At 68.2% G+C, this 21,893-nt stretch carries 21 protein-coding genes and 7 pseudogenes; 20 read left to right on the forward strand and 8 right to left on the reverse strand.

The features are described 5' to 3' along the window. Window positions 1-281: 281 nt before the first annotated feature. Together ctaD and OHB00_RS00765 are read left to right on the forward strand one after the other, a co-directional pair. Window positions 282-2,012 carry a cytochrome c oxidase subunit I gene (ctaD, locus tag OHB00_RS00760; RefSeq protein ID WP_406445551.1) on the forward strand — a complete coding sequence of 577 codons (1,731 nt, stop codon included), beginning with the start codon at window positions 282-284 and terminating at the stop codon, window positions 2,010-2,012. A gap of 599 nt (window positions 2,013-2,611) precedes the next feature. Continuing rightward, complete coding sequence (locus OHB00_RS00765) at window positions 2,612-2,821, forward strand: hypothetical protein (protein ID WP_406430203.1); 210 nt, start codon at window positions 2,612-2,614, stop codon at window positions 2,819-2,821. A gap of 104 nt (window positions 2,822-2,925) precedes the next feature. Here OHB00_RS00765 and OHB00_RS00770 read toward each other — a convergent pair. Then, window positions 2,926-3,423: pseudogene (locus OHB00_RS00770) on the reverse strand (hypothetical protein). A 246-nt stretch (window positions 3,424-3,669) separates the two neighbouring features. Here OHB00_RS00770 and OHB00_RS00775 point away from each other — a divergent pair. The 7 genes and pseudogenes from OHB00_RS00775 to OHB00_RS00805 all read left to right on the forward strand — a co-directional run bounded on the left by OHB00_RS00775 (window position 3,670) and on the right by OHB00_RS00805 (window position 9,342). Next, complete coding sequence (locus tag OHB00_RS00775) at window positions 3,670-4,035, forward strand: DUF6343 family protein (RefSeq protein WP_406430205.1); 366 nt, start codon at window positions 3,670-3,672, stop codon at window positions 4,033-4,035. A gap of 331 nt (window positions 4,036-4,366) precedes the next feature. Further along, window positions 4,367-4,768: a hypothetical protein gene (locus OHB00_RS00780; RefSeq protein WP_406430207.1), complete on the forward strand. Its 402-nt coding sequence runs from the start codon at window positions 4,367-4,369 to the stop codon at window positions 4,766-4,768. A 29-nt stretch (window positions 4,769-4,797) separates the two neighbouring features. Then, window positions 4,798-5,079 (forward strand): TRIC cation channel family protein, encoded by a 282-nt coding sequence (locus tag OHB00_RS00785; protein WP_406445552.1) that lies wholly within the window; start codon window positions 4,798-4,800, stop codon window positions 5,077-5,079. Between the two features lie 71 nt (window positions 5,080-5,150). Continuing rightward, a complete protein-coding gene (locus OHB00_RS00790) occupies window positions 5,151-6,440 on the forward strand; it encodes an amidohydrolase (protein WP_406430209.1) in 1,290 nt (429 codons plus the stop codon). Between the two features lie 737 nt (window positions 6,441-7,177). Next, a pseudogene (locus tag OHB00_RS00795) lies at window positions 7,178-7,991 on the forward strand (IS5 family transposase). Window positions 7,992-8,057: 66 nt separating this feature from the next. Then, window positions 8,058-8,588 carry an SMI1/KNR4 family protein gene (locus OHB00_RS00800; protein ID WP_406430211.1) on the forward strand — a complete coding sequence of 177 codons (531 nt, stop codon included), beginning with the start codon at window positions 8,058-8,060 and terminating at the stop codon, window positions 8,586-8,588. A gap of 256 nt (window positions 8,589-8,844) precedes the next feature. Beyond that, window positions 8,845-9,342: an AAA family ATPase gene (locus tag OHB00_RS00805; protein WP_406430213.1), complete on the forward strand. Its 498-nt coding sequence runs from the start codon at window positions 8,845-8,847 to the stop codon at window positions 9,340-9,342. Window positions 9,343-9,355: 13 nt separating this feature from the next. Here OHB00_RS00805 and OHB00_RS00810 read toward each other — a convergent pair whose 3' ends face one another. Further along, window positions 9,356-9,907: a hypothetical protein gene (locus tag OHB00_RS00810; RefSeq protein WP_406430215.1), complete on the reverse strand. Its 552-nt coding sequence runs from the start codon at window positions 9,905-9,907 to the stop codon at window positions 9,356-9,358. 560 nt (window positions 9,908-10,467) lie between these two features. Further along, window positions 10,468-10,623, reverse strand: coding sequence for a hypothetical protein (locus tag OHB00_RS00815; RefSeq protein ID WP_406430217.1), 156 nt, complete (start codon window positions 10,621-10,623; stop codon window positions 10,468-10,470). A 358-nt stretch (window positions 10,624-10,981) separates the two neighbouring features. Between OHB00_RS00815 and OHB00_RS00820 the strand changes: the two are divergent. From OHB00_RS00820 to OHB00_RS00835, 4 genes and pseudogenes are all read left to right on the forward strand, one after another. Further along, window positions 10,982-11,267, forward strand: a pseudogene (locus tag OHB00_RS00820) (hypothetical protein); the annotation flags it as partial. A 101-nt stretch (window positions 11,268-11,368) separates the two neighbouring features. Further along, entirely contained in the window at window positions 11,369-11,950 is a 582-nt protein-coding gene (locus OHB00_RS00825) for a dihydrofolate reductase family protein (protein WP_406430219.1), read from the forward strand. After that, the gene (locus OHB00_RS00830) at window positions 11,947-12,360 is read left to right on the forward strand and encodes a VOC family protein (protein ID WP_406430221.1); all 414 of its coding nucleotides are present in this window, start codon (window positions 11,947-11,949) and stop codon (window positions 12,358-12,360) included. The genes OHB00_RS00825 and OHB00_RS00830 overlap by 4 nt, the downstream gene beginning before the upstream one ends. A 75-nt stretch (window positions 12,361-12,435) precedes the next feature. Next, window positions 12,436-12,777 carry a hypothetical protein gene (locus OHB00_RS00835; protein ID WP_406430223.1) on the forward strand — a complete coding sequence of 114 codons (342 nt, stop codon included), beginning with the start codon at window positions 12,436-12,438 and terminating at the stop codon, window positions 12,775-12,777. A gap of 191 nt (window positions 12,778-12,968) precedes the next feature. Here the strand turns inward: OHB00_RS00835 and OHB00_RS00840 are convergent, their stop codons facing one another. Then, window positions 12,969-13,319 (reverse strand): hypothetical protein, encoded by a 351-nt coding sequence (locus OHB00_RS00840; RefSeq protein WP_406430225.1) that lies wholly within the window; start codon window positions 13,317-13,319, stop codon window positions 12,969-12,971. A 726-nt stretch (window positions 13,320-14,045) separates the two neighbouring features. Between OHB00_RS00840 and OHB00_RS00845 the strand changes: the two are divergent. Together OHB00_RS00845 and OHB00_RS00850 are read left to right on the forward strand one after the other, a co-directional pair. Further along, a pseudogene (locus OHB00_RS00845) lies at window positions 14,046-14,387 on the forward strand (phosphotransferase); the annotation flags it as partial. Window positions 14,388-14,439: 52 nt separating this feature from the next. After that, a pseudogene (locus OHB00_RS00850) lies at window positions 14,440-15,314 on the forward strand (IS5 family transposase). Window positions 15,315-15,364: 50 nt separating this feature from the next. Here the strand turns inward: OHB00_RS00850 and OHB00_RS00855 are convergent. Beyond that, the gene (locus tag OHB00_RS00855; RefSeq protein WP_387540106.1) at window positions 15,365-15,790 is read right to left on the reverse strand and encodes a VOC family protein; all 426 of its coding nucleotides are present in this window, start codon (window positions 15,788-15,790) and stop codon (window positions 15,365-15,367) included. A 58-nt stretch (window positions 15,791-15,848) separates the two neighbouring features. On the opposite strand from OHB00_RS00855, the gene OHB00_RS00860 reads away from it, so the two are divergent. The 5 genes and pseudogenes from OHB00_RS00860 to OHB00_RS00880 all read left to right on the forward strand — a co-directional run bounded on the left by OHB00_RS00860 (window position 15,849) and on the right by OHB00_RS00880 (window position 17,522). After that, on the forward strand, window positions 15,849-16,463 hold the full coding sequence (locus tag OHB00_RS00860) for a TetR/AcrR family transcriptional regulator (RefSeq protein ID WP_406430227.1): 615 nt from the start codon (window positions 15,849-15,851) through the stop codon (window positions 16,461-16,463). Window positions 16,464-16,519: 56 nt separating this feature from the next. Then, entirely contained in the window at window positions 16,520-16,660 is a 141-nt protein-coding gene (locus OHB00_RS00865; protein ID WP_406430229.1) for a hypothetical protein, read from the forward strand. Between the two features lie 31 nt (window positions 16,661-16,691). Continuing rightward, window positions 16,692-16,935 (forward strand): annotated as a pseudogene (locus OHB00_RS00870) (aminoglycoside phosphotransferase family protein); the annotation flags it as partial. A 162-nt stretch (window positions 16,936-17,097) separates the two neighbouring features. Then, a pseudogene (locus tag OHB00_RS00875) lies at window positions 17,098-17,211 on the forward strand (IS5/IS1182 family transposase); the annotation flags it as partial. 29 nt (window positions 17,212-17,240) lie between these two features. Beyond that, a complete protein-coding gene (locus OHB00_RS00880; protein ID WP_406446350.1) occupies window positions 17,241-17,522 on the forward strand; it encodes a hypothetical protein in 282 nt (93 codons plus the stop codon). Window positions 17,523-18,483: 961 nt separating this feature from the next. On the opposite strand, the gene OHB00_RS00885 is transcribed toward OHB00_RS00880, so the two are convergent. The 3 genes from OHB00_RS00885 to OHB00_RS00895 all read right to left on the reverse strand — a co-directional run bounded on the left by OHB00_RS00885 (window position 18,484) and on the right by OHB00_RS00895 (window position 21,719). After that, window positions 18,484-19,059, reverse strand: a complete 576-nt coding sequence (locus OHB00_RS00885; RefSeq protein ID WP_406430231.1) for a transcriptional regulator — start codon at window positions 19,057-19,059, stop codon at window positions 18,484-18,486. A gap of 810 nt (window positions 19,060-19,869) precedes the next feature. Further along, window positions 19,870-21,411 carry a helix-turn-helix transcriptional regulator gene (locus OHB00_RS00890; RefSeq protein ID WP_406430233.1) on the reverse strand — a complete coding sequence of 514 codons (1,542 nt, stop codon included), beginning with the start codon at window positions 21,409-21,411 and terminating at the stop codon, window positions 19,870-19,872. After that, window positions 21,411-21,719: a helix-turn-helix domain-containing protein gene (locus tag OHB00_RS00895; RefSeq protein ID WP_406430235.1), complete on the reverse strand. Its 309-nt coding sequence runs from the start codon at window positions 21,717-21,719 to the stop codon at window positions 21,411-21,413. The genes OHB00_RS00890 and OHB00_RS00895 overlap by 1 nt, the downstream gene beginning before the upstream one ends. Between the last annotated feature and the right edge of the window lie 174 nt (window positions 21,720-21,893).

Raw genomic sequence — 21,893 nt, forward strand, 5'->3', positions numbered from 1 at the left:
CCTGCCCTTCGGTAAGACCATCGGGAAGTCTCGCCCACCACCAGACAGCGGATCAGACTTGGGCCTACACATCGAGCGGTCCGCGTTCCGGCACTGTCGAAATCACCCTGTTGTTCATTCACCCCGTCAGAGCAACGGTTGACTCACCGTCACTTGTGACGACGCATAACTGGCGGGAATATGGCAAACAAGCGAATTCTCCAGTGGAGGCGCATAGCCGTAGCAATGGGGGCAACACGCGGGCACCACCCAGGTTTCCGTAAGGCGAGAGGATGGCAGATATGGCGGTGCAGGCCGAGCCGATAGGAGCACCCAGGCCGGCGACGCGACGGGGATCGGCGGTGGTCGACTGGCTGACCAGCACCGACCACAAGAAAATCGGCTCCCTGTACATGACCACGTCATTCGCCTTCTTCCTGCTCGGCGGGGTTCTGGCGCTGGTGATGCGCAGTGAACTGGCCCGGCCGGGGCTGCAGATCCTGTCGACGGAGCAGTTCAATCAGGCGTTCACCATGCACGGCGCGATCATGCTGCTGATGTTCGCGACGCCGCTGTTCGCCGGCTTCACGAACTGGATCATGCCGCTGCAGATCGGCGCCCCCGATGTCGCCTTCCCCAGGCTGAACATGCTCGCGTACTGGCTCTACCTGCTCGGCTCGCTCATCGCCGTGGGCGGCTTCCTCACCCCGCAGGGCGCCGCGAGCTTCGGCTGGTTCGCCTATGCGCCGCTCAACGACGCCCAGCACTCCCCTGGCGTGGGCGGCGACATGTGGATCATGGGGCTCGCGCTGTCCGGGTTCGGCACGATCCTGGGCGCGGTCAACTTCATCACCACCATCATCTGCATGCGTGCACCCGGCCTGACGATGTTCCGCATGCCGATCTTCTGCTGGAACGTGCTGCTGACCAGCGTTCTGGTGATCATGGTGTTCCCGGTGCTGGCCGCCGCACTGCTCGCCCTGGAGGCGGACCGCAAGTTCGGCGCCCACGTCTTCGACGCCGCCAACGGCGGAGCACTGCTGTGGCAACACCTCTTCTGGTTCTTCGGCCATCCAGAGGTGTACATCATCGCTGTGCCATTCTTCGGCATCATCAGTGAGGTCATTCCGGTCTTCTCCCGCAAGCCGATGTTCGGCTACGTCGGTCTGATCGGGGCGACCATCGCGATCTCCGGGCTGTCGGTGACGGTGTGGGCCCACCACATGTTCGCCACCGGAGCGGTGCTGCTGCCCTTCTTCTCCTTCATGTCGTTCCTGATCGCGGTGCCCACCGGGGTGAAGTTCTTCAACTGGATCGGCACCATGTGGCACGGCTCGCTCAGCTTCGAAACGCCCATGCTGTGGGCGTGCGGCTTCCTGGTGACCTTCCTGTTCGGCGGCCTGACCGGAGTGCTCCTGGCTTCCCCACCCATGGACTTCCACGTCACCGACAGCTACTTCGTCGTCGCCCACTTCCACTACGTGGTCTTCGGCACCGTCGTCTTCGCGATGTTCTCCGGCTTCTACTTCTGGTGGCCCAAGTTCACCGGGAAAATGCTCGACGAACGCCTCGGGAAGATCCACTTCTGGACGCTGTTCGTCGGCTTCCACACCACCTTCCTGGTCCAGCACTGGCTCGGCGCCGAAGGCATGCCGCGCCGCTACGCCGACTACCTCGCCGCCGACGGCTTCACCACCCTCAACACCGTCTCCACCATCGGCGCGTTCCTGCTGGGCCTGTCCACCCTGCCCTTCCTGTACAACGTCTGGAAGACCGCCAAGTACGGCGAGAAGGTTGAGGCGGACGACCCCTGGGGCTACGGCCGTTCGCTGGAATGGGCCACCTCCTGCCCGCCGCCACGGCACAACTTCCTCACCCTGCCCAAAGTCCGCTCCGAGTCCCCCGCCTTCGACCTGCACCACCCCGACATCGCCGCCCTCGAACAGGCCGCGGACAAGGGGTGGTACGCGGGCGCCCGCCACGGCTCAGCCTCCGCGCGGGCAGACGGCCTGGACGACGGTGACAAGGACTGAGGCGGAGGCAGCACGCGGATGCACAGCCCACGGGACATCGCGCCGTCCGCATCGCCCCGCTGGAAGGCCACCTGATCTGGCAGGCGGAGACCCGCCATGCGCAGGCCGAGGCGCTCGCCGAACGCATGGCGCGACTGACAGAGGGGTCCGCTGACCGCCCGCTACACCGAGGGCTGTGGGCCTGCGCCTAACAGGACGGTTGCGCAGCCCGCACCAAGGGCGCGGCTCAAGCCGGAACATGTGCGCGTGGCCGCAGGAGGCAGAGAGTGATCAGGACACGGTCGCCGTCGTGACGGAGAACGACTGGGCGCCTCATGACCCGCTCGCCGCTTGTCAGCGTTGGTGCCGGTGCTGGTCCAGTAAACGCCGGGGCAGACTGAGGAGGTGGACGTCCCTCGGCGGCGCGGCCGCCCGCGGCTCACCAGCACCTTGCTCGACCGTGGCCTGGGCATCCTGAGGGGCGACACCTGCGAACACCATGACGTCGAAGCAGACGAAGCGCACGCCGGCAACCACGGCCTCAAGCGTGCTGCCGGGCCGCCGGCGACGGCGGCCCGGCAGCGACGGCAAAAGGCGCGGTCCACCGCCCGCTGTCGGCCGTGGAGGTCACCGAGTCCGGTCGCAAGGTCGGTCAGAGCGTCAGCCAGTTCGCGTACCTCATGCGTGAGGCTGCTGTGCCCGGGCAGGTCCGTGCTGACAACCGTCCGGATGAGCATCATCAGACAGCTGACTTCGAGCAACTCGATCCGGCCGGCTTCCTCGTTCATCCGTGCGGCCGTGGGCGTTCGTGTCACCAGATCAGCGAGTGACTGGCGATCCGGGCACTGGCCGGCCCTGCTCGCCCGACCTCGTCGAGTTGCTCTCACGCGCCGTGCATCCACCCGGTCAGCCCCCTAATGGTGTTCCCCCGCGGTCAACCCGGAACACCGCCTGTTCCCCAGCGGTCCACGGCCACCCAGGCGAGAAGCTGGTTGAGCGCCACCGCGCTGTAGAGAACCTCTCTGAAAGACTTCTCCAGGACGATCTGGCTTCCCTGCGGCAGCCCTGCGTCCCCGAGTGCGCTCACCGCGGCCGGGTACAAGCCGGGTGGGAGCGCCAGGTACACCGCCACCGGCTGCCGGACGCGGGACCAGTGTGCCGACGCTCGTAGGGTCGGTCATCTCGGTTCGCCGGTAGCGCAGGGAACGTACGAGGGGCGCGCGCTGCGGCGGGCACATCTGCGGCGTGCCGCTTCGAGCCGCACGGCGGCGGTGTACTGGAAGGTCTCGTCGTCCAGGCCCTGCCGAGCCGCTCCGACGACCTCGAAGTCGTCGGGGAGTCGGTTTGCGACACGCAGTGCGGCCAGGGCAGGCAGCAGGTACCGGCCGGCGAGGTTACCGGTCGCACCGAGCAGCACCAGCTTCTGGATCACGTCGATCGCTCCCCGCCCGCCATACCAGAATCAGCCATATTCGTAACATTTCCATCAGAAACACTCTGATTTGCGCTTTGATATAGCTACGGAAGGATTGGGACTATGCGTGATGTTGGCTTCACGCGTTTCAGAACCCGCTCAGTCTCCCTCAGAACCGGAGCAGTCTGCTCCGGTGGTCGCCCCACCGCGTGGACAACCCGACGGAACCCGGCCGCCACCGGCTTCCCATACGAGGAGCGAGTCATGCCCCACGCAGACCGACCGAACCACAAGGGCGCACCCTCGGACACGCGCAGGCCAGTGCGGCGATCACGCTCCAGCGTCATCGGCCGCCGCTACCAGCGAACCGGCACTGAACCTGTCACAGCCCGCAGTGCCCTCGGTATGCGGCTGTGGCTGTCCGTCTGCTTCATGCCGCTCTTCGTGGCCGCGGCGGTGCTGTTCGCCGTGTGGGCGACGCGCTCTGATACAGGTAGCACCCCCACCCCCTCACAACTTGCGGGCCTCGCGGCTCTGTGCGCCGCGCTCGCCGTGTTCGCCGCAGTAGACCTGGCAGTCGTCCTTCGCCGCCGCAAGACGGAGCGTCCTTCCCGCCGCACCGCTCCATGACGCCTGGGGGCGCCGGCAACAGCCACGCTTCACCCTGTGCATCGAGCGAGCGGCAGAGACCAACTGCTGATAGCGCTTGCTCCGCCACGCAGGAGCCATTGTCCCCTCTCGCATCCTCTGCCGGGCCCGGCAACGGCATCATCCGGAAGCACGCCGGTCGGCGGCAAGGCCGTCCATGGGTGTGACAGTGGAATGGCACGTGAAAATGCCTAATAAGCCACACCGGGCCCTCCCGGGCCACCCCGCAAGGTACGGAGCCACACATGATCGTCACCATCGTCGGTGCCGGGAGCATGGCCCGTGGCGTCGGTACTTCGACATCTCCAATCCGGTGGATTTCACCACCTTCGGCTCACTCGTCGTGCCCCCTGGCACCTCGGCCGCCGAGCAGATCGCCGCTGCCGCGCCGGAGGCCCAGGTGGTCAAATTCTGGGCTGCAGTCGGACTGGCTGTTCGGGTTTCTGGCCATCGACATCGTCTCCGGTCTGGGCGGCGGGGTCCTCCGAGACACTGTGCTGCAGCGCGGCACCACGTAGCCCTGACCGACTACACCTATCTCGCCGTTGCCACCGTCGGCATCATGCTGGCATTCGTCGCCGATCTGAGCCGCCAGACCTTTGGTTGGGCTTTCAACCTCCTGGATGCCTCTGCGCTGAGCGTCTGGGCAGTCGCCCGGGGGGGGCAGAAGACCCTCGCTGTCGGTCTGGTGGCTCTGTACACGTCGCAGTCGTGAACAAAGCCAGTCTGGGTTGGCTGCCGGCCGTGCTGCTGGGCACGATCACCGCGGTCGGCAGCGGTGCCCTTCGGGACCTGCTGCTGAACCGCATCCCGTCCATCTTCGGTGGCGCTCCCTTGTGCGCGACCGTTCGCGGTGCTGGGGAGCGGGGTCCTGGTGGTCTGCAGCCGGCTCGGCGCGCCTACCGTCGGCATTCTGGCCGGAGTCGTCGGCGGCGTGTCCGTCCGGCTGGCCGCGCTCACCTGGGACTGGGGACTGCCGGGCAGCCTCGACTGGAGGACGGGGATGCCACGGGATCGGGTTCCTAACTTGAAGGGGAACCCGGCCACCTGGAGGAAACACCCGCGTAGTCACCTGCTGAGGAAGAGGAGACACGGCCATGGCCCTCAAGGAAACCGCCGATGCGGTCCTGGCCGGGCTCGGAGACATCCGGTCCGAACTGGAAGCCGTTTATAAGGACCTGCACGCCCATGCAGAACTGGGCCACCAAGAGCACCGAACCGCGACGCGGGTGGCGGAGCACCTGAAGAACTGCGGCTACCAGGTGCACGAGGGTATCGGGGGCACTGGCGTGGCCGGCGTGCTGGCCAACGGCGACGGACCGACGATTCTGCTGCGCGCCGAAATGGACGCGCTGCCGGTCCGTGAGGAGACCGGTCTGCCGTACGCCAGCACGGTCACCGCCACAGATGCCGTCGGCCGACAGGTTCCCGTGGCGCACGCGTGCGGTCACGACATGCATGTGACCTGTCTGCTGGGGGCGGCCCGTCTGATGGCGGCTGCACCGGGGTCGTGGAACGGCACGTTGCTGGCCTTGTTCCAGCCTGCCGAAGAGCCTGGGGACGGCGCCGACCGGATGCTCGCCGACGGGCTCACCGACCGCATCCCCCACCCGGACGTCGCATTCGCCCAGCACGTGCTGCCCTATCCTGCTGGGCAGGTCGGCACGCGCGCCGGATCCTTCCTCTCCGCAGCGGACAACATCAAGATCACAATCTATGGCAGGGGCGCCCACGGATCGGCACCGCAGGCCGCGATCGACCCCGTGGTGATGGCCTCGATGATCGTCGTCCGCCTCCAGACGATCGTCTCGCGCGAACTGGCCGCCGCCCAGCCGGCAGTACTTACGGTGGGCGCCCTCCAAGCGGGCACGAGTGGCAACGTGATCCCGGACTCGGCCGAATTGCTGGTCAACGTGCGCACCTACGACGAAGCCAGCCGCCAGGCCGTTCTCGCCGCGATACGGCGCATCGTCAGGGCCGAGTGCGACGCCTCCGGGGCGACCCGCGGGCCACGGATGGAGGAGGGTACCCACTTTCCGTCGACCGTCAACGACAGCGCGGTGACCCATGAGGTCGCCGCCGCTTTCACTGCAGCCTTTGGGGAACGCGCGGGCACCAGCGAACTGCACAGCGCCAGCGAGGACTTCAGCCGCCTCCCGGACGCCTTCGGCATCCCGTACACCTACTGGGCCCTCGGCTGCGTCGATCCGGACACGTATCACTCCGCCCAACAGCGCGGCACGGTGGCCCAGGACATCCCGGTCAACCACAGCCCCCTCTTCGCCCCGGTTCTCCAGCCCACCCTGGACGCCGGCGTGCAGGCCCTGGTCGCGGCGGCACTCACCCGGCTTGCACAACCGGACGAACCGGACAGCATGAGACCGTGAGGGTTTCGGAGCGGTGTCGCCTTCCAGGACGATCCACGAAACCGGACAAGCCATCATCAGGCTAGCAGCACAGCGCTCAATACGGCCGGTTGCAGGTCAGTCCGCAGCTTAAGTTACAGCCAATATCATCGCATGGAAAGGGGTCTCGACATGGGGCAACCACGGAAGAATGAAGAGCGCTTCTATCTTTACCCGATGCAGCGCGTGGTGGCCGTGTTCAGCGACGAGGAACACTCATATGCCGCTTGCCGGGAATTGGAGACCGCGGGGTTCAATCTCTCGCGGGTACACCTTCTGTCCGGACCGGAGGGGGCGCGCCTCTTGGATTCCCAAGGCGCTCGGCACGGTATCGTCGCACGCCTTACGCGCTTCCTACAGCGAGGCGCGTACGAGGGGAAGGCGTTGGACGTACACGGCGCTGCACTGCGACGGGGCGAGTGTGTGTTGTACGTGCCGACACGAAACAAGGAACAGATTCACCGGGTGGTCGACATTCTGCGCAGGCACGGCGGACTCTGGATTCTTCACTTTCGCCGATGGGCTGTCGAGGAATTCCCGGACTACGCACACTGAACCGGGTAGAACTGAACCGTCAGGATGGTGTCTGTCCTTGTGCGGATTTTGAGCCGCCGTCAATGGCAAGGGGCTGTCCTGTGATCGACTTAAACGGCTAACACAAAGAGGTGGATCGGTCCTGATGGCCGTGTCCGGGACGGGAGTTGAGCGTTCGGTCCGATGTGGGAACGTCGCCGTGGATCGTGTCGGATGAGCTGTGGGAACGTCTGGAGCCCTTACTGCCGCAGCGTGCACGTAGGTTTCGGTATCCCGGCCGCAAGGCATTGCCGGACCGCGAGGTGCAGTGCGGGATCCTGTACGTGCTGCACACACCGGGATCCAGTGGGAGTACCTGCCGCAAGAGTTGGGGTTCGGCTCGGGCATGACGTGCTGGCGCCGGTTGCGGGACTGGAACGAGGCCGGCGTCTGGCAGCGGCTGCACGAGATCCTGCTGGCCGAGTTGAACGCGGCCTCGCGGCTGGACTGGTCTCGCTGCGTGGTCGACTCCTCCCACGTCAGGGAGCTAAAGGGGGGCAGCACACGGGCCCGTCGCCGGTCGACCGAGGCCGGCCCGGCTCGAAACACCATCTGATCACCGACGGCCACGGCACCCCGCTCGCAGTCCTGCTGACAGGCGGCAACCGCAACGACGTCACCCAGCTGCTTCCCCTGCTCGACGCGATCCCACCGGTCCGCGGCCGGATCGGCCGTCCCTGCCACAAGCCTGACTCGCTCTTCGCCGACCGCGGCTACGACCACGACATCTACCGCGACCAGGTCCGCGCCCGCGGCATCGTGCCGGCCATCGCCAGACACGGCACCCGGCACGGCACCGGACTGGGCACCTACCGCTGGGTGGTGGAGCGGAGTTTTGCGTGGCTGCATGGCTTCCGCCGCCTGCGCATCCGCTGGGAACGCAGAGCCGACATCCACGAAGCATTCCTTAAACTCGCCTGCTGTCTCATCACCCACCGACAACTCAAGTCCCTGTGTTGATCCTGGGAAGCAACAGCTGGCAGCCGTCGCCTTGACGTTCCCGGGCGCGTGCCATGATCCGGCTTCATGAGTGGACCTTCACTGTCACCTGCCTGGCTGGCCGCGTGGATCAGCAGGGTCTCGGACCCCCTGCAGACCGTGACAGCCGAGTTCGAGCGCCGGCACGGGTATCCCCCGGGCACCAATCAGGTCCGGCCGGCCGCCCCCGACGACCAGGCGGCGGCCCGCGCTCTGGCCGAACTGGATCTCGCCTCCGCCGACCTGGTCACCCTCTACGACAGCATCGCCGACATCGCCTGGGCGGACGTCGGCAACGGCTACTTCGTCGACCCGGTACCTGACGTCCTTCTGCGGCTCAAGGAGTACGGCGCTGTCGGCGATGGCACGGGCGAGGAAGCTCGTGGCCTGGTCATCGGCTCGACCGGTGGCGGACTGTGTTACGTCACCGGCGCCAGCGGGGCTGTCTACCGGACACGCTCAGCATCACTGGACGAACCTGAACTCGACAGGGTGGCTGATGATCTGCAGCACTTCCTGGCACTGCTGGAGCAATCCCTGACGCAGCTCGTCGCCAACGGCGAGCCGGACTATCTATAGGTGCGGTTCCCGGCGCTTCTTTGTGTTGGCCGTTGTAAGAGGGCGGTACGTGAGTTGATGTCCGTTTTCGGCTTGGGCGCAGTTCGGGCCGAGTGACCGGTCGCGATAGGGTGCTTGACGCACGCGGCACGGTAGCTGAGCTTGAGCTTTGGTCGTCCCCCGGCTGTGCCGGAAGCAGTCGCTCGGCCGAAGCCACGCCTTGCCGGATCGCGGCGATTGCGTCGCTGGCCGGGGTGGTCATGTCTACGCTGGCGGCGTGACAGTGGTGTGGGTGACGGGCAATTCAGGGGCTGGTAAGTCCACGGTCTGCGGGGTGTTGCGAGAGCGTGGCTACGTCGCGCTCGACGCCGACGAGGACGGCTTCAGTCGCTGGATCGACCGAGCTAAGGGCGAGGTCGTGATGGATCCTCCGTATCCGGTTCCCGGGGGCTGGCTCGATCGATACGGGTGGGCGATCGTCCGCGAGCGCGTTGAGACACTCGTCGAGGAGTCTCGTTTCCGAATCGCGTTCTTGTGCGGGTCGGCGGAGAACGAGGCAGACGTCCGCGATCTTTTCGACGTCATCGTGTGCCTGGTGATCAACGAGGACACCCTCCGCCACCGGCTCGCGACCCGCACCACGAACCCATTCGGTCAACAGCCCGAAGAGCTCGCAGCGGCCCTGAAGTGGAATCCGCTGAAGCGGATGCAGTACCGCCCCCGCCTCATCGAGGGACTCATCGCCAAAACCGCGCTCGACCTCCAACCTCCGTAACGGTAAAGATCTCCTAGAAGTAGGAAGCCACCAGGTCGCGGTCCACCGTGATGGTGTCGCGATCCAGTGCGGGCAGCCCCAGGTGGTCACAGATCAGCTGGGTCAGCTGCTCCTCGTAGGTCTCGTCCTCGTGGTCCAGTCCGGCCGCCGTGATGAGGGAGGCCATCTTGTTGGGCCAGTATTCTCCGACGTAGTCGGGGCCTTCGTAGTCGATGCAGGACGATGTCTGGCCGTCCTTGCAGTGGTACGCCTTGGGCCGGTGGGCCTGGGCAATGGACGGGTTGGGAACGAACACCATCAGCTCAGCGCCCTGGGGGCACAGTTCGCGGTAGTCGATCTCGTCGAAGTCGCCGCGGGATGCGTTGAACATGTGGTGAACGATCACGCCCCAGTCACCGGGTGCCGTGTCGTTGCCGTAGGCGAACGGCGGCCGGTGGTGCGCGGACAGTCCTTCGGCCATGGCGGCCAGGCCGGTCCCCTTGAAGTAGACCAGGACGCTTTCGTCGTCCCCGCACCAGTCTTCTTCCAGCCACACTATGACGCCGCAGTTGATCCAACTTGTCATGCCCAGCAACATATCCGGCGCCACTGACATACCAGCGTCCAGAGCCGCCACTCGATGCCAGGGCCAACCGCCTCCCCGCGCGCCGTCGGGGCAGAACGCTCCGCTCTCCGACTCACGCGCTCACTCGCTGAAGCCCTCAATGCCATTCAAATGCCGTAACCCGCACCGTTAAAGATCTCTAGCCGAATAGGGACTCCACCCGGAAGCCTCCTAGCAGCACGCCCACCATGCCACTCCGAATCCCCTCGCCCCCATTCAGGTGAAGTGCAGAGAAGCCGGCGCCGGACCCATCGGTACGGCGGGGGCGGGAACCCGCTGTGTCAGTGGTGCATGGCTCCGGCGCTGGAGAGCTGGGGGCGGTCCGTGCGTTACGCGTGCACGCGCCCCGGGCAGGCGTAGGCTCGCAAAGCGGAGGTCACAGGTGTCGTTTCAGGGTCCTGGCCTTCGCGGGTGAGCCCGACCGGCTACGCGCAGGCCGGGCTCCTCTCCGCGGGGGCGGCCGGTGCGATATCTCAGCGTGCGCCCCTGATCCTGGCCTTGGGCTGGGCGGCCGGTTTCGCCTACGTCTGGACGGGCGGCTGCGCGCCGGCCCCTGCCTGGGGGGCGGGTCTATGGGGCTGTGTCGCGTTGGCCAGGACCAGCAGTCCGTTGCCGTCGGAGGCCTCCACGACGGTGTGCCCCTTCTGCACGAGCAGGCCCGACACGGCAATCTGCACGATTGCCCGCATGCTGTCCCTGGACGTTCCACGCTGGTCAGAGGCCAGTGCGGTGAACACGTCGGACACAAGCCAGCGGACCAGCACTCCCTGCGGGGCTTCACCCACATGAAGGCCGGCCGACCTCCCGGCCGCCGCGTCACCGACCACAGGGAACCCGGCCTGACGCAGGGCATGGCTCACCTGCGAGGCAAGTTCACGGGGCACAGACGGCACCCGGCGTATTTCCCCCGGATCACTCCGGGCATGCCGAACCCTACGAAACAGACACTGCTTCAGCCGCTTATCTGCACACATCCGTCCCATCAGAGCGGGCACGGGCAGGGGCCCACACCGAGCTGCCGCGCGTCCTGGTCCCGGGCCGTTTGCCACTGTCGGGCTGCGGACCAAAGGTCACCCGGGGTGCTGGCAGCGCGGCCGCCGCCCTGGCCATGGTCTTCAAACTCGTCGAGTCCGCCCAGCAGCGGTGGCGGGCCGTGAACGCACCCCACTTCGTCGCACTCGTCCGCGCCGGAGCCCGCTTCGAACGCGGCCACCTCGCCGAACGCACCGAGAGCCACGCGGCCGGAACGACCCCATGCGATCCACGGGTCATGACTCCTGCCCCCTCAGCCCGGCAGCAGGCCGGCGCGTCCGACCGATGAGTTTGCCGGCTGCCCGACGTCCTCCTTGTGACAAGCCCGCCCCCGTCGGCGGATCGGGAAACGCCGGATCCCGTGGTCATGGAGGAGAGAGGCAGGCCGGGATGAACAATCCGATTCGGCTGTACATGTCGATGTCGCTCGACGGCTGTATCGCCGGCCCGGACGACCGGCCGGGGCAGGAACTCGGACGCGACGGCGGACGGCTCTTCAACTGGCTCAGCCACCGGGACTCCGACGGTCCCAGCGGCCAGGTCTACCGCGAAGCGTCGGCGACCGGCTCTGTGATCTCCGGCCGTCGGACCTTCGAACTCGCCGGACGCTGGCAGGGCGATCACCACGACGGCGTGCCGATCTTCGTCCTCACCCACCAGGCGGATGACGGGGACGTGCCACCCGGCCACGCGCGTTTCGTCACCGATGCCGAGGACTGCGCCCGTCAGGCTCGCGCAGCAGCAGGGGACCGGCCGGTCATGGTCCATGGGGCGGCGGCTCAGGCACTTCTGCGAGCCGGGCAGCTGGACGAGATGGAGATCCACCTGGTTCCGGTCCTCCTCGGGGACGGCCGACGGCTGTTCGACCACCTGGGCGGTGAGCACATCGAGCTCGACCTCGTCCGACGGCTCGAAGGCCGAGACGTCACGCATCTGCGCTACCTGGTGCATCGGCCCGAGGAGGCCGCGTGAAGACGCTCTTCGTCTCCTGCCGCGTCACCGACCTGAAGGGCTCGCTCGGTTTCTACACCGCCCTGGGCTACGCCGAACTGGGCAGGGTCGAGGCCGGCGACGCAGCTCGCCTCGTGATCCTGAAATTCCCCGACGAACCGGCGGCCTCGCTCGAACTGGTCCACCGCCCCGGCGGCGGACCGGTCGACGTGGGCAGCGGTTTCGACCACCTCGCGATCCAGGTGGAGAGACTCACCACCACCCTGGAAACGCTGACCGAAGCCGGCCTGAAACCAGGACCTGTCCAGTACCCGGGCGGCCCTCACGGCCCGAAGACATCGTGGCTCACGGACCCGGACGGTTACCGGATCGAGTTGGTGGAATGGCCGTCCGGACATCCCGACGGCATCACCACAGCAGACTTCGCCTGAGGCGGCCACGGTCTGCGAAGTGACGAAGCCTCTCCCTGGCGCAAGGTGCCCCACACCCTCCACAGGTCCTGACGATTGCTCCTCCCCACTCTGGGACTGTCGACGATCACGTCATTCCCCAGGACAAGCGTCACGTCATACCTGCTCGGCGGCGAACTGATCCGCGGTGAGGTCCAGGTCAACGGCCGGCGCAGGGACTACCACTGGTGGAATCGCGTAGGGCTGGGAGTCGAGATCGACCTCACCCGAGAGCAGTTCCGGCCGGAGGAGATCGTCACCGGCGCCATCGTCATCCCCCGGCCCGTGACCGGGTGGCGTCGGCTCCGTGAGGAGTACGAACTCCTCCGCAGCGGCGTGCTGGAGGAGCTCGATCGGCATCACCCCGGGGCGAGCGGGCCTTCTCGCCTGGTCAGTTGATCGGGAGCTCGTCGCCGGGATTCGGGACGGTCAAGCATTCCCGCGCCCGCACACCAGCTGGCCCACCCCGGTGTCTTTGGCGCGGGCTGCCCGCATGGGCCGGCGGCCCCTGGTGCCGGCAGAGCCCGGCACGGGGCTGTCGTCCACTGCCGAAGGCTACGACGGCAGGGACCTCGCCAGGTACGACGGCCTCAGGGCAGGACTTTGTATTTCAGCTCATACAGAGCGCCGCCGCCCTCGAATTTCTTCGCCAATTCCCCGACATTGACTTCGTCGCGCCTGATGAACACTGACCCCAGGGAAATCGGATGCCCGGGCTGATTCACCGCTTTCAGGGTAAGTTCAACGTCGCCCTCACCGAATGGCACGAAGACATCCTCGTCGTCCAGGTCCAACTCATCACCTTGATGCACGGTGATCAGGCCGGCAGAAGGGAAGAACTGAAAGTCACCATCCCTGGTCACGACTATCCGGTCCTGCCCGTCAGGGGATTGAGTCTTGTCTACGCTGAGCTCCAAAAGCTTGCCGAGGGGAAATTCCATGAGATGCTCCTGCTGATCTCGAAGATTCTCTCGACTCTCGTTGGCGTCAAGTGCCAGCGTCAAACCAATCTGCCTTCAACCACATTACCCTTCGTGGGCGCGCTCAGCAATCGCCACACTCCGAGATCATCTGCCCTGCGTGCCGGTACTTCTCTCTGAGAAAGCTCGACGGTCCGCCTTCGGTAATCGAGCAAAGGCACGTCAGGGGAGGCGATTCGGTCAGCGCCGTTGAGACGTCGCGTCGATTTCCCCGGTGGACATGGAGATGTGACGGTCTGCCGGCGACGGGACGGGGCCCCTCAGGCAGCACAGGCGCAATCCGCATCGGCACGGGAGCGGCAACTGCCGCTGTGCCAGTGGTGCATGACGGCGGCCCCGGAGCAGTGGAGCCCCTCCCAGCGCCACCCCGGCACTCGCGTGTATCCGGCCTCGCAGGAGTGCGGATCCCTGGCCGGCGGAACCTCCTGGGACTCCCAAAAGGTGGTGGGCTCGACCGGTCGGAGGCCGGTGCCGGGCACGAGGCCGCCGGGGAGCAGGGCGCGGCCGGCCGCTTCGTCGCACGCGACAAACCTGGCGACCCCGGCGATCACCCCCGGGAAACTGGTCACCCATGACGCCAAGGATGAGGTCGACGTCGTCGCCCGTTCCGAACGCGCGACTGTGCGCGTCGGTGACGTGTTCTTGAAGGTGGACGCCGATGCGCGCCTCGACGTCGAGGTGGAGGCGATGGCCCTCGCGCCGGTCCCGACCCATCCCGGAAACGACGCTCGGGCGCCCGGGCGGGCCGTCGGCCGGGTCGCCGGCGGCATGGGCCGCGGCGGGCGCCGCCATCCGGGAGCTGCACGACGCACCCCAGCCTCCCCGGCCGGGCCGCGCCGGGGAGGGCCGGGCCGGAGCATCGGCGCGCTGGCGGCGGAACTCGACGAGGAGTGCGCGCTGCTCGTGACGCACGGCCTCCTGCCCGCCGGCCTGCTCACCCGCAACCGCCAGGTCGCCGAGGCCGCGCTGCGGCCGTGGACCGCGGCGTTCACACACGGCGACCTGCAGATCGCGCACGTCGTCGCCGACGCGACTAGGGCCTGTTGCGAAAGTGGATCTTGTTGGTTGATGATCACGTGCTGTGGGACGTGGGGATCTGACGAACGGCCAGTGGGCCCGGGTTGAGCCGCTGCTGCCGCGGGGTATCAAGCCGGGTCGGCCGCAGGTGTGGACACGGCGGCAGCTGATAGACGGCATACGGTGGCGGACCCGCACCGGTGCTCCCTGGCGGGACGTGCCCGAGCGCTATGGACCGTGGGACCGGGTATATGACCTCTTCCGACGCTGACAGCGGGACGGAACCTGGGCCGGCATCTTGACCCGGCTCCAGGCCGAGGCCGATGCCAAGGGCCTGATCACCTGGGATGTGAACGTGGATTCCACCGTCTGCCGGGCCCACCAGCACGCGGCCGGAGCGGTGAAAAGGGGGATCTCCAGAAGGAGCCGCCCGGCGGGGTCTTCGTCGAGCCTGCGGACCACGGACTCGGACGCTCGCGCGGCGGGCTGACGAGCAAGATTCACCTCGCGGTCGAGCAGGGGCAGAAGCCCCTGGCGGTGTTGATCACGGCCGGGCAGCGCGGTGATTCGCCGCAGTTCGAGGCTGTCCTGGAAGCGATCCGGGTGCCCCGGCTCGGCCTCGGCAGGCCGCGCAAGCGACCGGACCGTGTGAGAGCCGATAAGGCGTACGACTCCCGCAGCAACCGTTCCTACCTGCGCAGGCGCGGGATCAGGGCAACGATCCCCATCCCGGCAGACAGGGTCCGCAATCGGGAACAACGCGGCTCACGCGGCGGTCGGCCGCCGAAGTTTGATAAGGACGACTACAAGCAGCGGCACGCGGTCGAGTGCGGGATCAACCGCCTCAAGCGCCACCGCGCCGTCGCCACGAGGTACGACAAGCTCTCCGTCCGCTACGAGGCGACAGTGCTGATCGCAGCCATCAACGAATGGCTGTGACCAGCACTTTCACAACAGGGGCGGGCCGCAACCTTCGGGTCCGGCCCGGCTCAGCCGCCGCGGATCTCGATGAGTTCGAGAAGGTTGCCCTCCGGGTCGTGGACGTAGGCGAAGCGCATGCCGGCGGAGGCACCCTGCCCGGGTTCGGACACCGCTCCGGCCTCCAAGGTGCCGGTCAGACGGGCGAACACCGCGTCAAGGTCCACAACTTGCAGGGCGAGGTGGCCGTAGGTTCGCTCGCCCGCGGCGGACAGGGGATCGGGACGGGACACCTGCCGGGAGCCCTCGCGCTCGATCAGCTCGATACGCAGGCCGTGCCCGTCCGACAGGACGGCGGTGCGCACCCCCGCCTCGGGCAGGTCGACGCGCTCCTCGACCTGGTCGAGGCCGAGTGCGGCGCCGTACCAGCGCTCCAGGGCGTCGAGGTCGGCCACGGACAGGCTGACGTGATGAAAGCGGGCTGTAGGGGTCGGCAAGGCGAGCACCTCCGAGGTTAATACCGTTTACCTGGTGAATGCTGTTAACCTTACGGGTGTGACCCACCCTGTCAAGCGGCGCACCGGCCAGCACCATGGCGACCTGCGGCGGGCCCTGGAGGAGGCGGCGCTCGCGCTGGTCGCCGAGCGCGGGCCCCACGGCTTCACGCTGGCCGAGGCCAGCCGCCGAGCCGGGGTCAGTGTCGCCGCGCCGTACAAGCACTTCGCCGACCGCGACGCCCTGCTCGCTGTCCTGGCCGAACGCGGCTACCGCGAGCAGCGCGAGCGCTTCGCCCTGGCCATGGCCGGCTCCGCGGACCCGGTCGAGCAGTTGGCGGCGTTCGCCGCGGCCTACGTCCGCTTCGCGGCGGACGACCGAGCCCTGTTCGACGTCACCTTCTCCGCCGGCCTGGACAAGACCGAGCACCCGGGCCTCGCCGCCGCCGGCGAGGAGCTGCTCGGCACCCTCCTGCCCGCCGCGACCCGTCTCACGCCGGACGATGAGACCGCCTACGACCTGCTGCTGCGCGTCGCCTCCGCAGCCCACGGCATTGCCGTCTTCCTGCGGCAGGGGCTGTTCGGCGTCTCCGGTCAGGCGTTGGACGCCACCGCGGACAGGGCGGCCCGAACCGCCCGGGACATCGCCGCCGGGGCCGCCCCTGTGGGGCGGTAGTCCGGAGAAAGGCCATCACGGTGTCGAGTGCGGCTTCGAGGTGGGCGATCCGGCCGGTGGGCATCAGGATCACCGCTCCGCCCTGGGTGGCGGCCACGATCGTGGCCGCGGTGCGGTCCGCGTCCAGGGACGCGCCAATCGAAAAACTCGCCGTCCGCTACGAAGCGGCAGTGCTGATCGCAGCCATCAACGAATGACTGTGACCAGCATTTTCACAACAGGCCCTAGGTCACCGGCATCATCGACTGGTCCGAGGCGGGCCGGGGGGATGCCCTGCACGACCTGGCCGCCTTCACGCTCGGACACCAGGAGCACCTCGACGACGTCCTCGCCGGCTACGGCACCGGCGCCGGCCTCGACGTGATCCGCGCGTGGTGGTCGTTGCGAAGCCTGCTGATGGTTGGGCGGCTGACCGAGCACGGCTTCGCCCCGTGCGGCGGGCTGTGAGGCCGACGTGCTGCGATCCCTGATGCGAGGCTGCACGGCCCCGACTGCCACGTATGCGTTCTGGCGCATCGAGCAGGCCGTCCCCCCGGTTGATCGCCGGCCGTTGCTCTCGATCTCACCAGGGGAATCCCCCCGTACGCGCAGCCCTGATTCTCGCGCCGGAAGACCAGAACACCGTTCACGGCGGTCGGATGCGAACGGACTGCCCCTCCCCGTCGGCGTCTCGGCCGGCACCACCCAGGACAGCGAAGAGCTGAAACCCAAGGTCAATCGAGCGCACGACGACCGCGAGCCCGTTCGCCGAGCCGCAGACCCACGATCCGACTCCCCGTGCCAATCGGGGCCGCGTTCGACGCGGCACGCGCGCAGCCGACGCCCGAACGGCTCGCCAAGACCGGCAAGCTGCTGCGAGAGGAGATCGCCCGGCTGCCGACGACCGCCCCTGGCGCACACCGGCTGGTCCGCTCGCACGGCTGGTATGCCCTCGTAAATGCCGTCGACCGCGCCGGCCACGCCCTCACGTTCCAAAACCGCGAGGGGCTCGCCGGCGCGCTGAACGTTGCCGGCCCCGCCCGCCGAGCCACCGAGCCGCGGCAGGTGACCGCCTCGTGATCTGCACTGTCTGCGAGCAGCCGAGCGAGGCCGGACAGCAGGCAGACCGCACGCCGTGACGACTGGGGCCGCACGCTGCCGCCGGCGTTCACGCACAACAGCTGCCGCACATACCCCTGCCGTTCGTTGCGTCCTGGCCGAGCGAGTGGATCGATGCCCCGCCCGCCGTCTGCCAGCCGACTGCTCACCGGGATCGGCTACGCCGCCGCGGTCGCCCCGGATCGCGGCGACCGCGGCGTCCTGCGGCTGCGCCGCCCTGACCGGCAAGGGGCCGGGCCGGCGGGCCTCCGCGCGGGCACGGGCCCGGCCGACCGTGCCGCGCCATGGCCGAGCTGCTGTGTCAGGTGTGCGGTGAGCCGACCGACGAGGACGACCGCGGCCGACTGTGGCTGCTCGACGATTCCCGGACGGATTGAGCAGGCCGGCCTCACCACCTGGTAACGACTCATCCGCCGACATGCCTGCCCTGCGTGCGCAGGGCGCGCAAGGAGTGCCCGCGCATGTGGCGGGGCAGCGCCGCCGTGCGGGTGGGCACGCCTGAACGGTGCGGGGTGGTGCGGGGTCTTCGGTACACCGCGCGCCGGCGGGCCGATTCCCGCCCAGTCAGGGTTCGTTCCGTTCGAGTCACCGCTGCCCGGCCGCAGGCTCGCGTCTCGGCACGCCCGCACCCTGTACGACCGCACGACCGTGAGCGTGGCCGAGGAACCCGCAACTCACCCGCAGGGCCGCCGGCAACATTTTCGCCCCGCTCCGAGAACTGCTGGACGAAGCATTCCCAAACTCATTGCTCCGAAGAATGACGGGGCCACGGACGAGTTGCCGGCGGAACTCGAACACCGGCCTTCTTCACGTGCTGAGTGAATTGGCCTGGCAAGTAATCGCCGTGAACGTCGCAAGCGACCGAGGCGACTGAAGACGAAGCTTCGCGGCCGGGCGCCGGACAGAGAGATCACCAGATCCGTCAGGCGGCAAACCCGACGTTGGTGACGTACTCGTACTGGCCCCACTCGGACCCGAGGTCCACCGTCGCGTCGTTCACCCAGGCCTCGTCCAGGGCGTCGTCGTCCTCTGCGGCCCATGCCTCGACGATCCGGTCCCAGTGGCGGACGTTGAGCGTGCGGTATGACAAGGCGCGCTGGTGGGGGCGTGAGACCTGGGACTGGTTCACCGGGTGGAACTCGACTCGGGTACCGCGGCCTTCACGGTTCAGGCGGGCGAGCAGGTATCGGGCCACGTTGCGGCGGCGCACCGTCCGGTACGCGGTCTCGATGCTCTGCAGGTTCTTCTTCGACGGAGCCTGCTTGCCGCCCAGCCAGGCCTGGAGCGTCCGGTCGGTGACGGTGAGGCCTGCCTCACGGGCTGTTTCGCGGGCGCGGTCGGTCCGGGTCAGATAGTGCAGCCGCGCGAAAAGGCCCCGCCGCTGGGTGATCGGGGTGGCGACAAACCCGGCGAGCGCATCGAGCCGGCGGGCAACGGCTTCGTGTCCCTTGATGCCGCGTGCCCCGAATGTGCCGAACTCAAGATTTCTCTCCGGCACCCTCGACTCCTCGCCTCTCAGGTAATTGACCGACCCTTGCAGACTTCCGTTTCAACCAGAGCCAATACTACACGAATTCAGGCACGGAAATACGGCCGTCTCAGATTCCGTCAACGCAGAGCAGCGTGCCGCCAGTGGCGCAGTGAATACTCCTCATCTCCCACAGATTGCTGTCGACGCCAGTCCGTGGAACAGCGACTGCAGCCGTCTTCGCCGAGCTGTTCGCCCCGGCCCGCTCCCACGCGGCAAGGGCAGCGCGCAAGCAGGCAGGACAGAGCCTGGCGGGCGCCGGGTGTCCTCCGCCGATGCCCGGCGGCCACGAGGCCGGCGTGGCACGGCGTGAACGGCGCAGTGACCCGTGCCGGACGACGGACGCAGCAGGCTTCACGGGCCGTGCGCCGGGCGGCACGCAGGCGTTCGACGGGGGCACACGCCCCGGCACAGCAGCCACGACTCCACCGTCGTACACGGCAGTTCAGGCCGCTCCCCGCACTGCTCGCACGCCCTGATCCCGGCCCTACAGCCCGGCGGCGGCCACGCAGAGCCGAGCTGTGACTCGCGCAGGCCGCCACCGATGCGCCGACCAGGCAGAGGTCGAACACCGCGCGGCGGCCGGCGCCGTCGCGTCCCTGCGGCGGCGCGGGCCCGTGGCGCCCGGCTGCCGCAACAGGCCGAGATCCCTTGACCGGGTCTTCGTCTGACCGGGTCTTCGTCACGTCGTGCCGGCCGGCGTCTCGCCCCAGCAGTGGTCATGGCGGACCGGCGTCGCTGCGGTCATCCCCCCTGGCCGGCGAGGTCCGGCGCCCTGGGTCAGTTGGCCGCCTCGTCGTGCAGGTCGGGAGTGCCGACGGTGTAGAGGTCCTTGGGCTTCATCTCGGTCAGGCCGCGGCCCTCGGGGAAGACGGCGCGCCAGTCGCCGATGACGTGGAGTTCGTCGGTACCCATGACACGGACGACCATGAGGCCCTCGTCATAGGCCCGGTGGGCCCGCCACCACAGGTTCGCGAACGCCTGCGAGCGGATCAGGTGCATCCAGTCGGTCCGGTACAACTCGCGGTTGTAGTTCGACTCCCCGAGCGTGGAGACGAACTTCGAGTACATCGCCTTGACGTACTCCCCCGTCACCTCGTCGTCCTCGGCGATCGCCCGGTCCCGGGCGTCCTTCAGCGCGACGCGGAACTTCTCCAGCAGCCCCTCCGTGGCGCCCGACGTCCACGACTCGTGGATCTCCGGAGGGTCGCACAGCCCGTACTTCGGTCCCGAGATCCGCAGCAGCAGGCGCAGGGTCGACTCGGTCACCCACAGCGGGCCCGGCTCGTCACGCCGGCCGATCGGGTTGGGCAGCAGCGCGTCGTGGTCCCAGCCGGGCGGGGTGATCAGGTGGACGCCGGCGCGGCGCGGATCGTGCTGGTTGCCGGCGGAGTGCTCCAGCTGGCCGAGCGGCAGGTGCGTCTTGAGCGCGGACAAGTAGGCGCCGTTGACGTCGAGGGCGGTGACCTCGTGCTCGCCGGCAGGGAGTTCGGGCCGGGTCCACTTTGGGCGGGCCTCCCAGATCTGGTCCGCGCCGCGGGAGGACTGCTTGCGCAGGACGTCGGGCAGCCACGGGTGCGCGACCACCTCGTAGCGGCCGCCCTTGCGGCTCTGGTCCAGCAGCGTCATCGCGTCCGGGATCGCCCGCTTCACCAGCGCCCTGGTCGCCTCTTCCGCGTCCCCGCCGTGCTCGGCAAGCGCGGCCGCGACCGCGGCGCCGATCAGGTCCGGCGTGTCGGCGGACTTCAGGCGGCGGCCGACGGGCGCGACCCTGACCCCGCGTCCCGGCTGCGGCTGCCTGCCGGAGGGTTCCCCATGGCGGGGGGCCGTCCGCGCCGTGGGCTCGTCCGGTGCCGCCTCGGGCCGGCTCTTGTGCACGGGGCCGGACGTGCCGCACTCGGCGGGGTCCAGGTGCTGGGCAAATCCTTCGACCCGATAGCGGGCGGGCTGCCCGCACAGCACGCACGGTTCGGGCGTGGCGAGCACGTCGACGTCACCGTCGTCCTGGCCCCCGCCCTGCCCGGCATCCGCTGCAACCTCGCCCCCGGGTTCGCCGGCGGGGTCTTGTCCGACCGACTCGGCGGCCAGTTTGGCCTGGGCGCCGTCGAGGAAGTACGCGTACTTCACCCTCGTCTCGCCGCTCGGGTCCCGCCCCGACTCCCAGCCCCCGACCGTGGACGGGCTCACCCCCAGCACCTCAGCGAGCTGGGAACGCGAAAGGTTCAGCTCCTCGCGCAGGATGCGGCGTTCCCCGGCCGGTGGCAGCGGGACCTCCTTCCTGGCGCCGGCGAGCAGCGCGTCGATCGCACCGAAGTCCGTCATCACACGCCTTCCTCGACAGCCGAAGCACGCTGAGGGCCGGCCCGGTGACCCAGGGCGCGGCGGCGGCGCGCGGGCAGCGCCTCGGTGGCCCGGGTCGGCCCCGCCATCAGGTCGAAGACGTCGATGCCGTAGTGCGCGGCGACCGCCTCGCAATCCGCCAGGGTCCAGGCCGCGCTACCGCGCTGACGACGGCTCACCTGCGCCTGGCTCACTCCCAGGACAGCACCCAGGACGGACTGCGATTCACCGCTCGCATACAGGAGCGCCGCCACCGCCGACCTCACCCGCTCCTCAAGACCCATACCCATAAAGCCAAGCCTAGCAACTCATACTCATTCCTAATTCGTTTACCGCATATTCGTTGGGTGCTCCGTCCCTGCACCGTCTCGCGGCGGCTGCTGCCTCGCCTCCCACTGACTGCTGCGGTGCCTGAACCGGCCTTGCTGCGGTGCCTGACCGGCGCGGTCATGCGACCGCCCCAC

The organism is Streptomyces sp. NBC_00631 (assembly GCF_045206895.1).
In the GTDB taxonomy this organism is placed as follows: Bacteria; Actinomycetota; Actinomycetes; order Streptomycetales; family Streptomycetaceae; genus Streptomyces.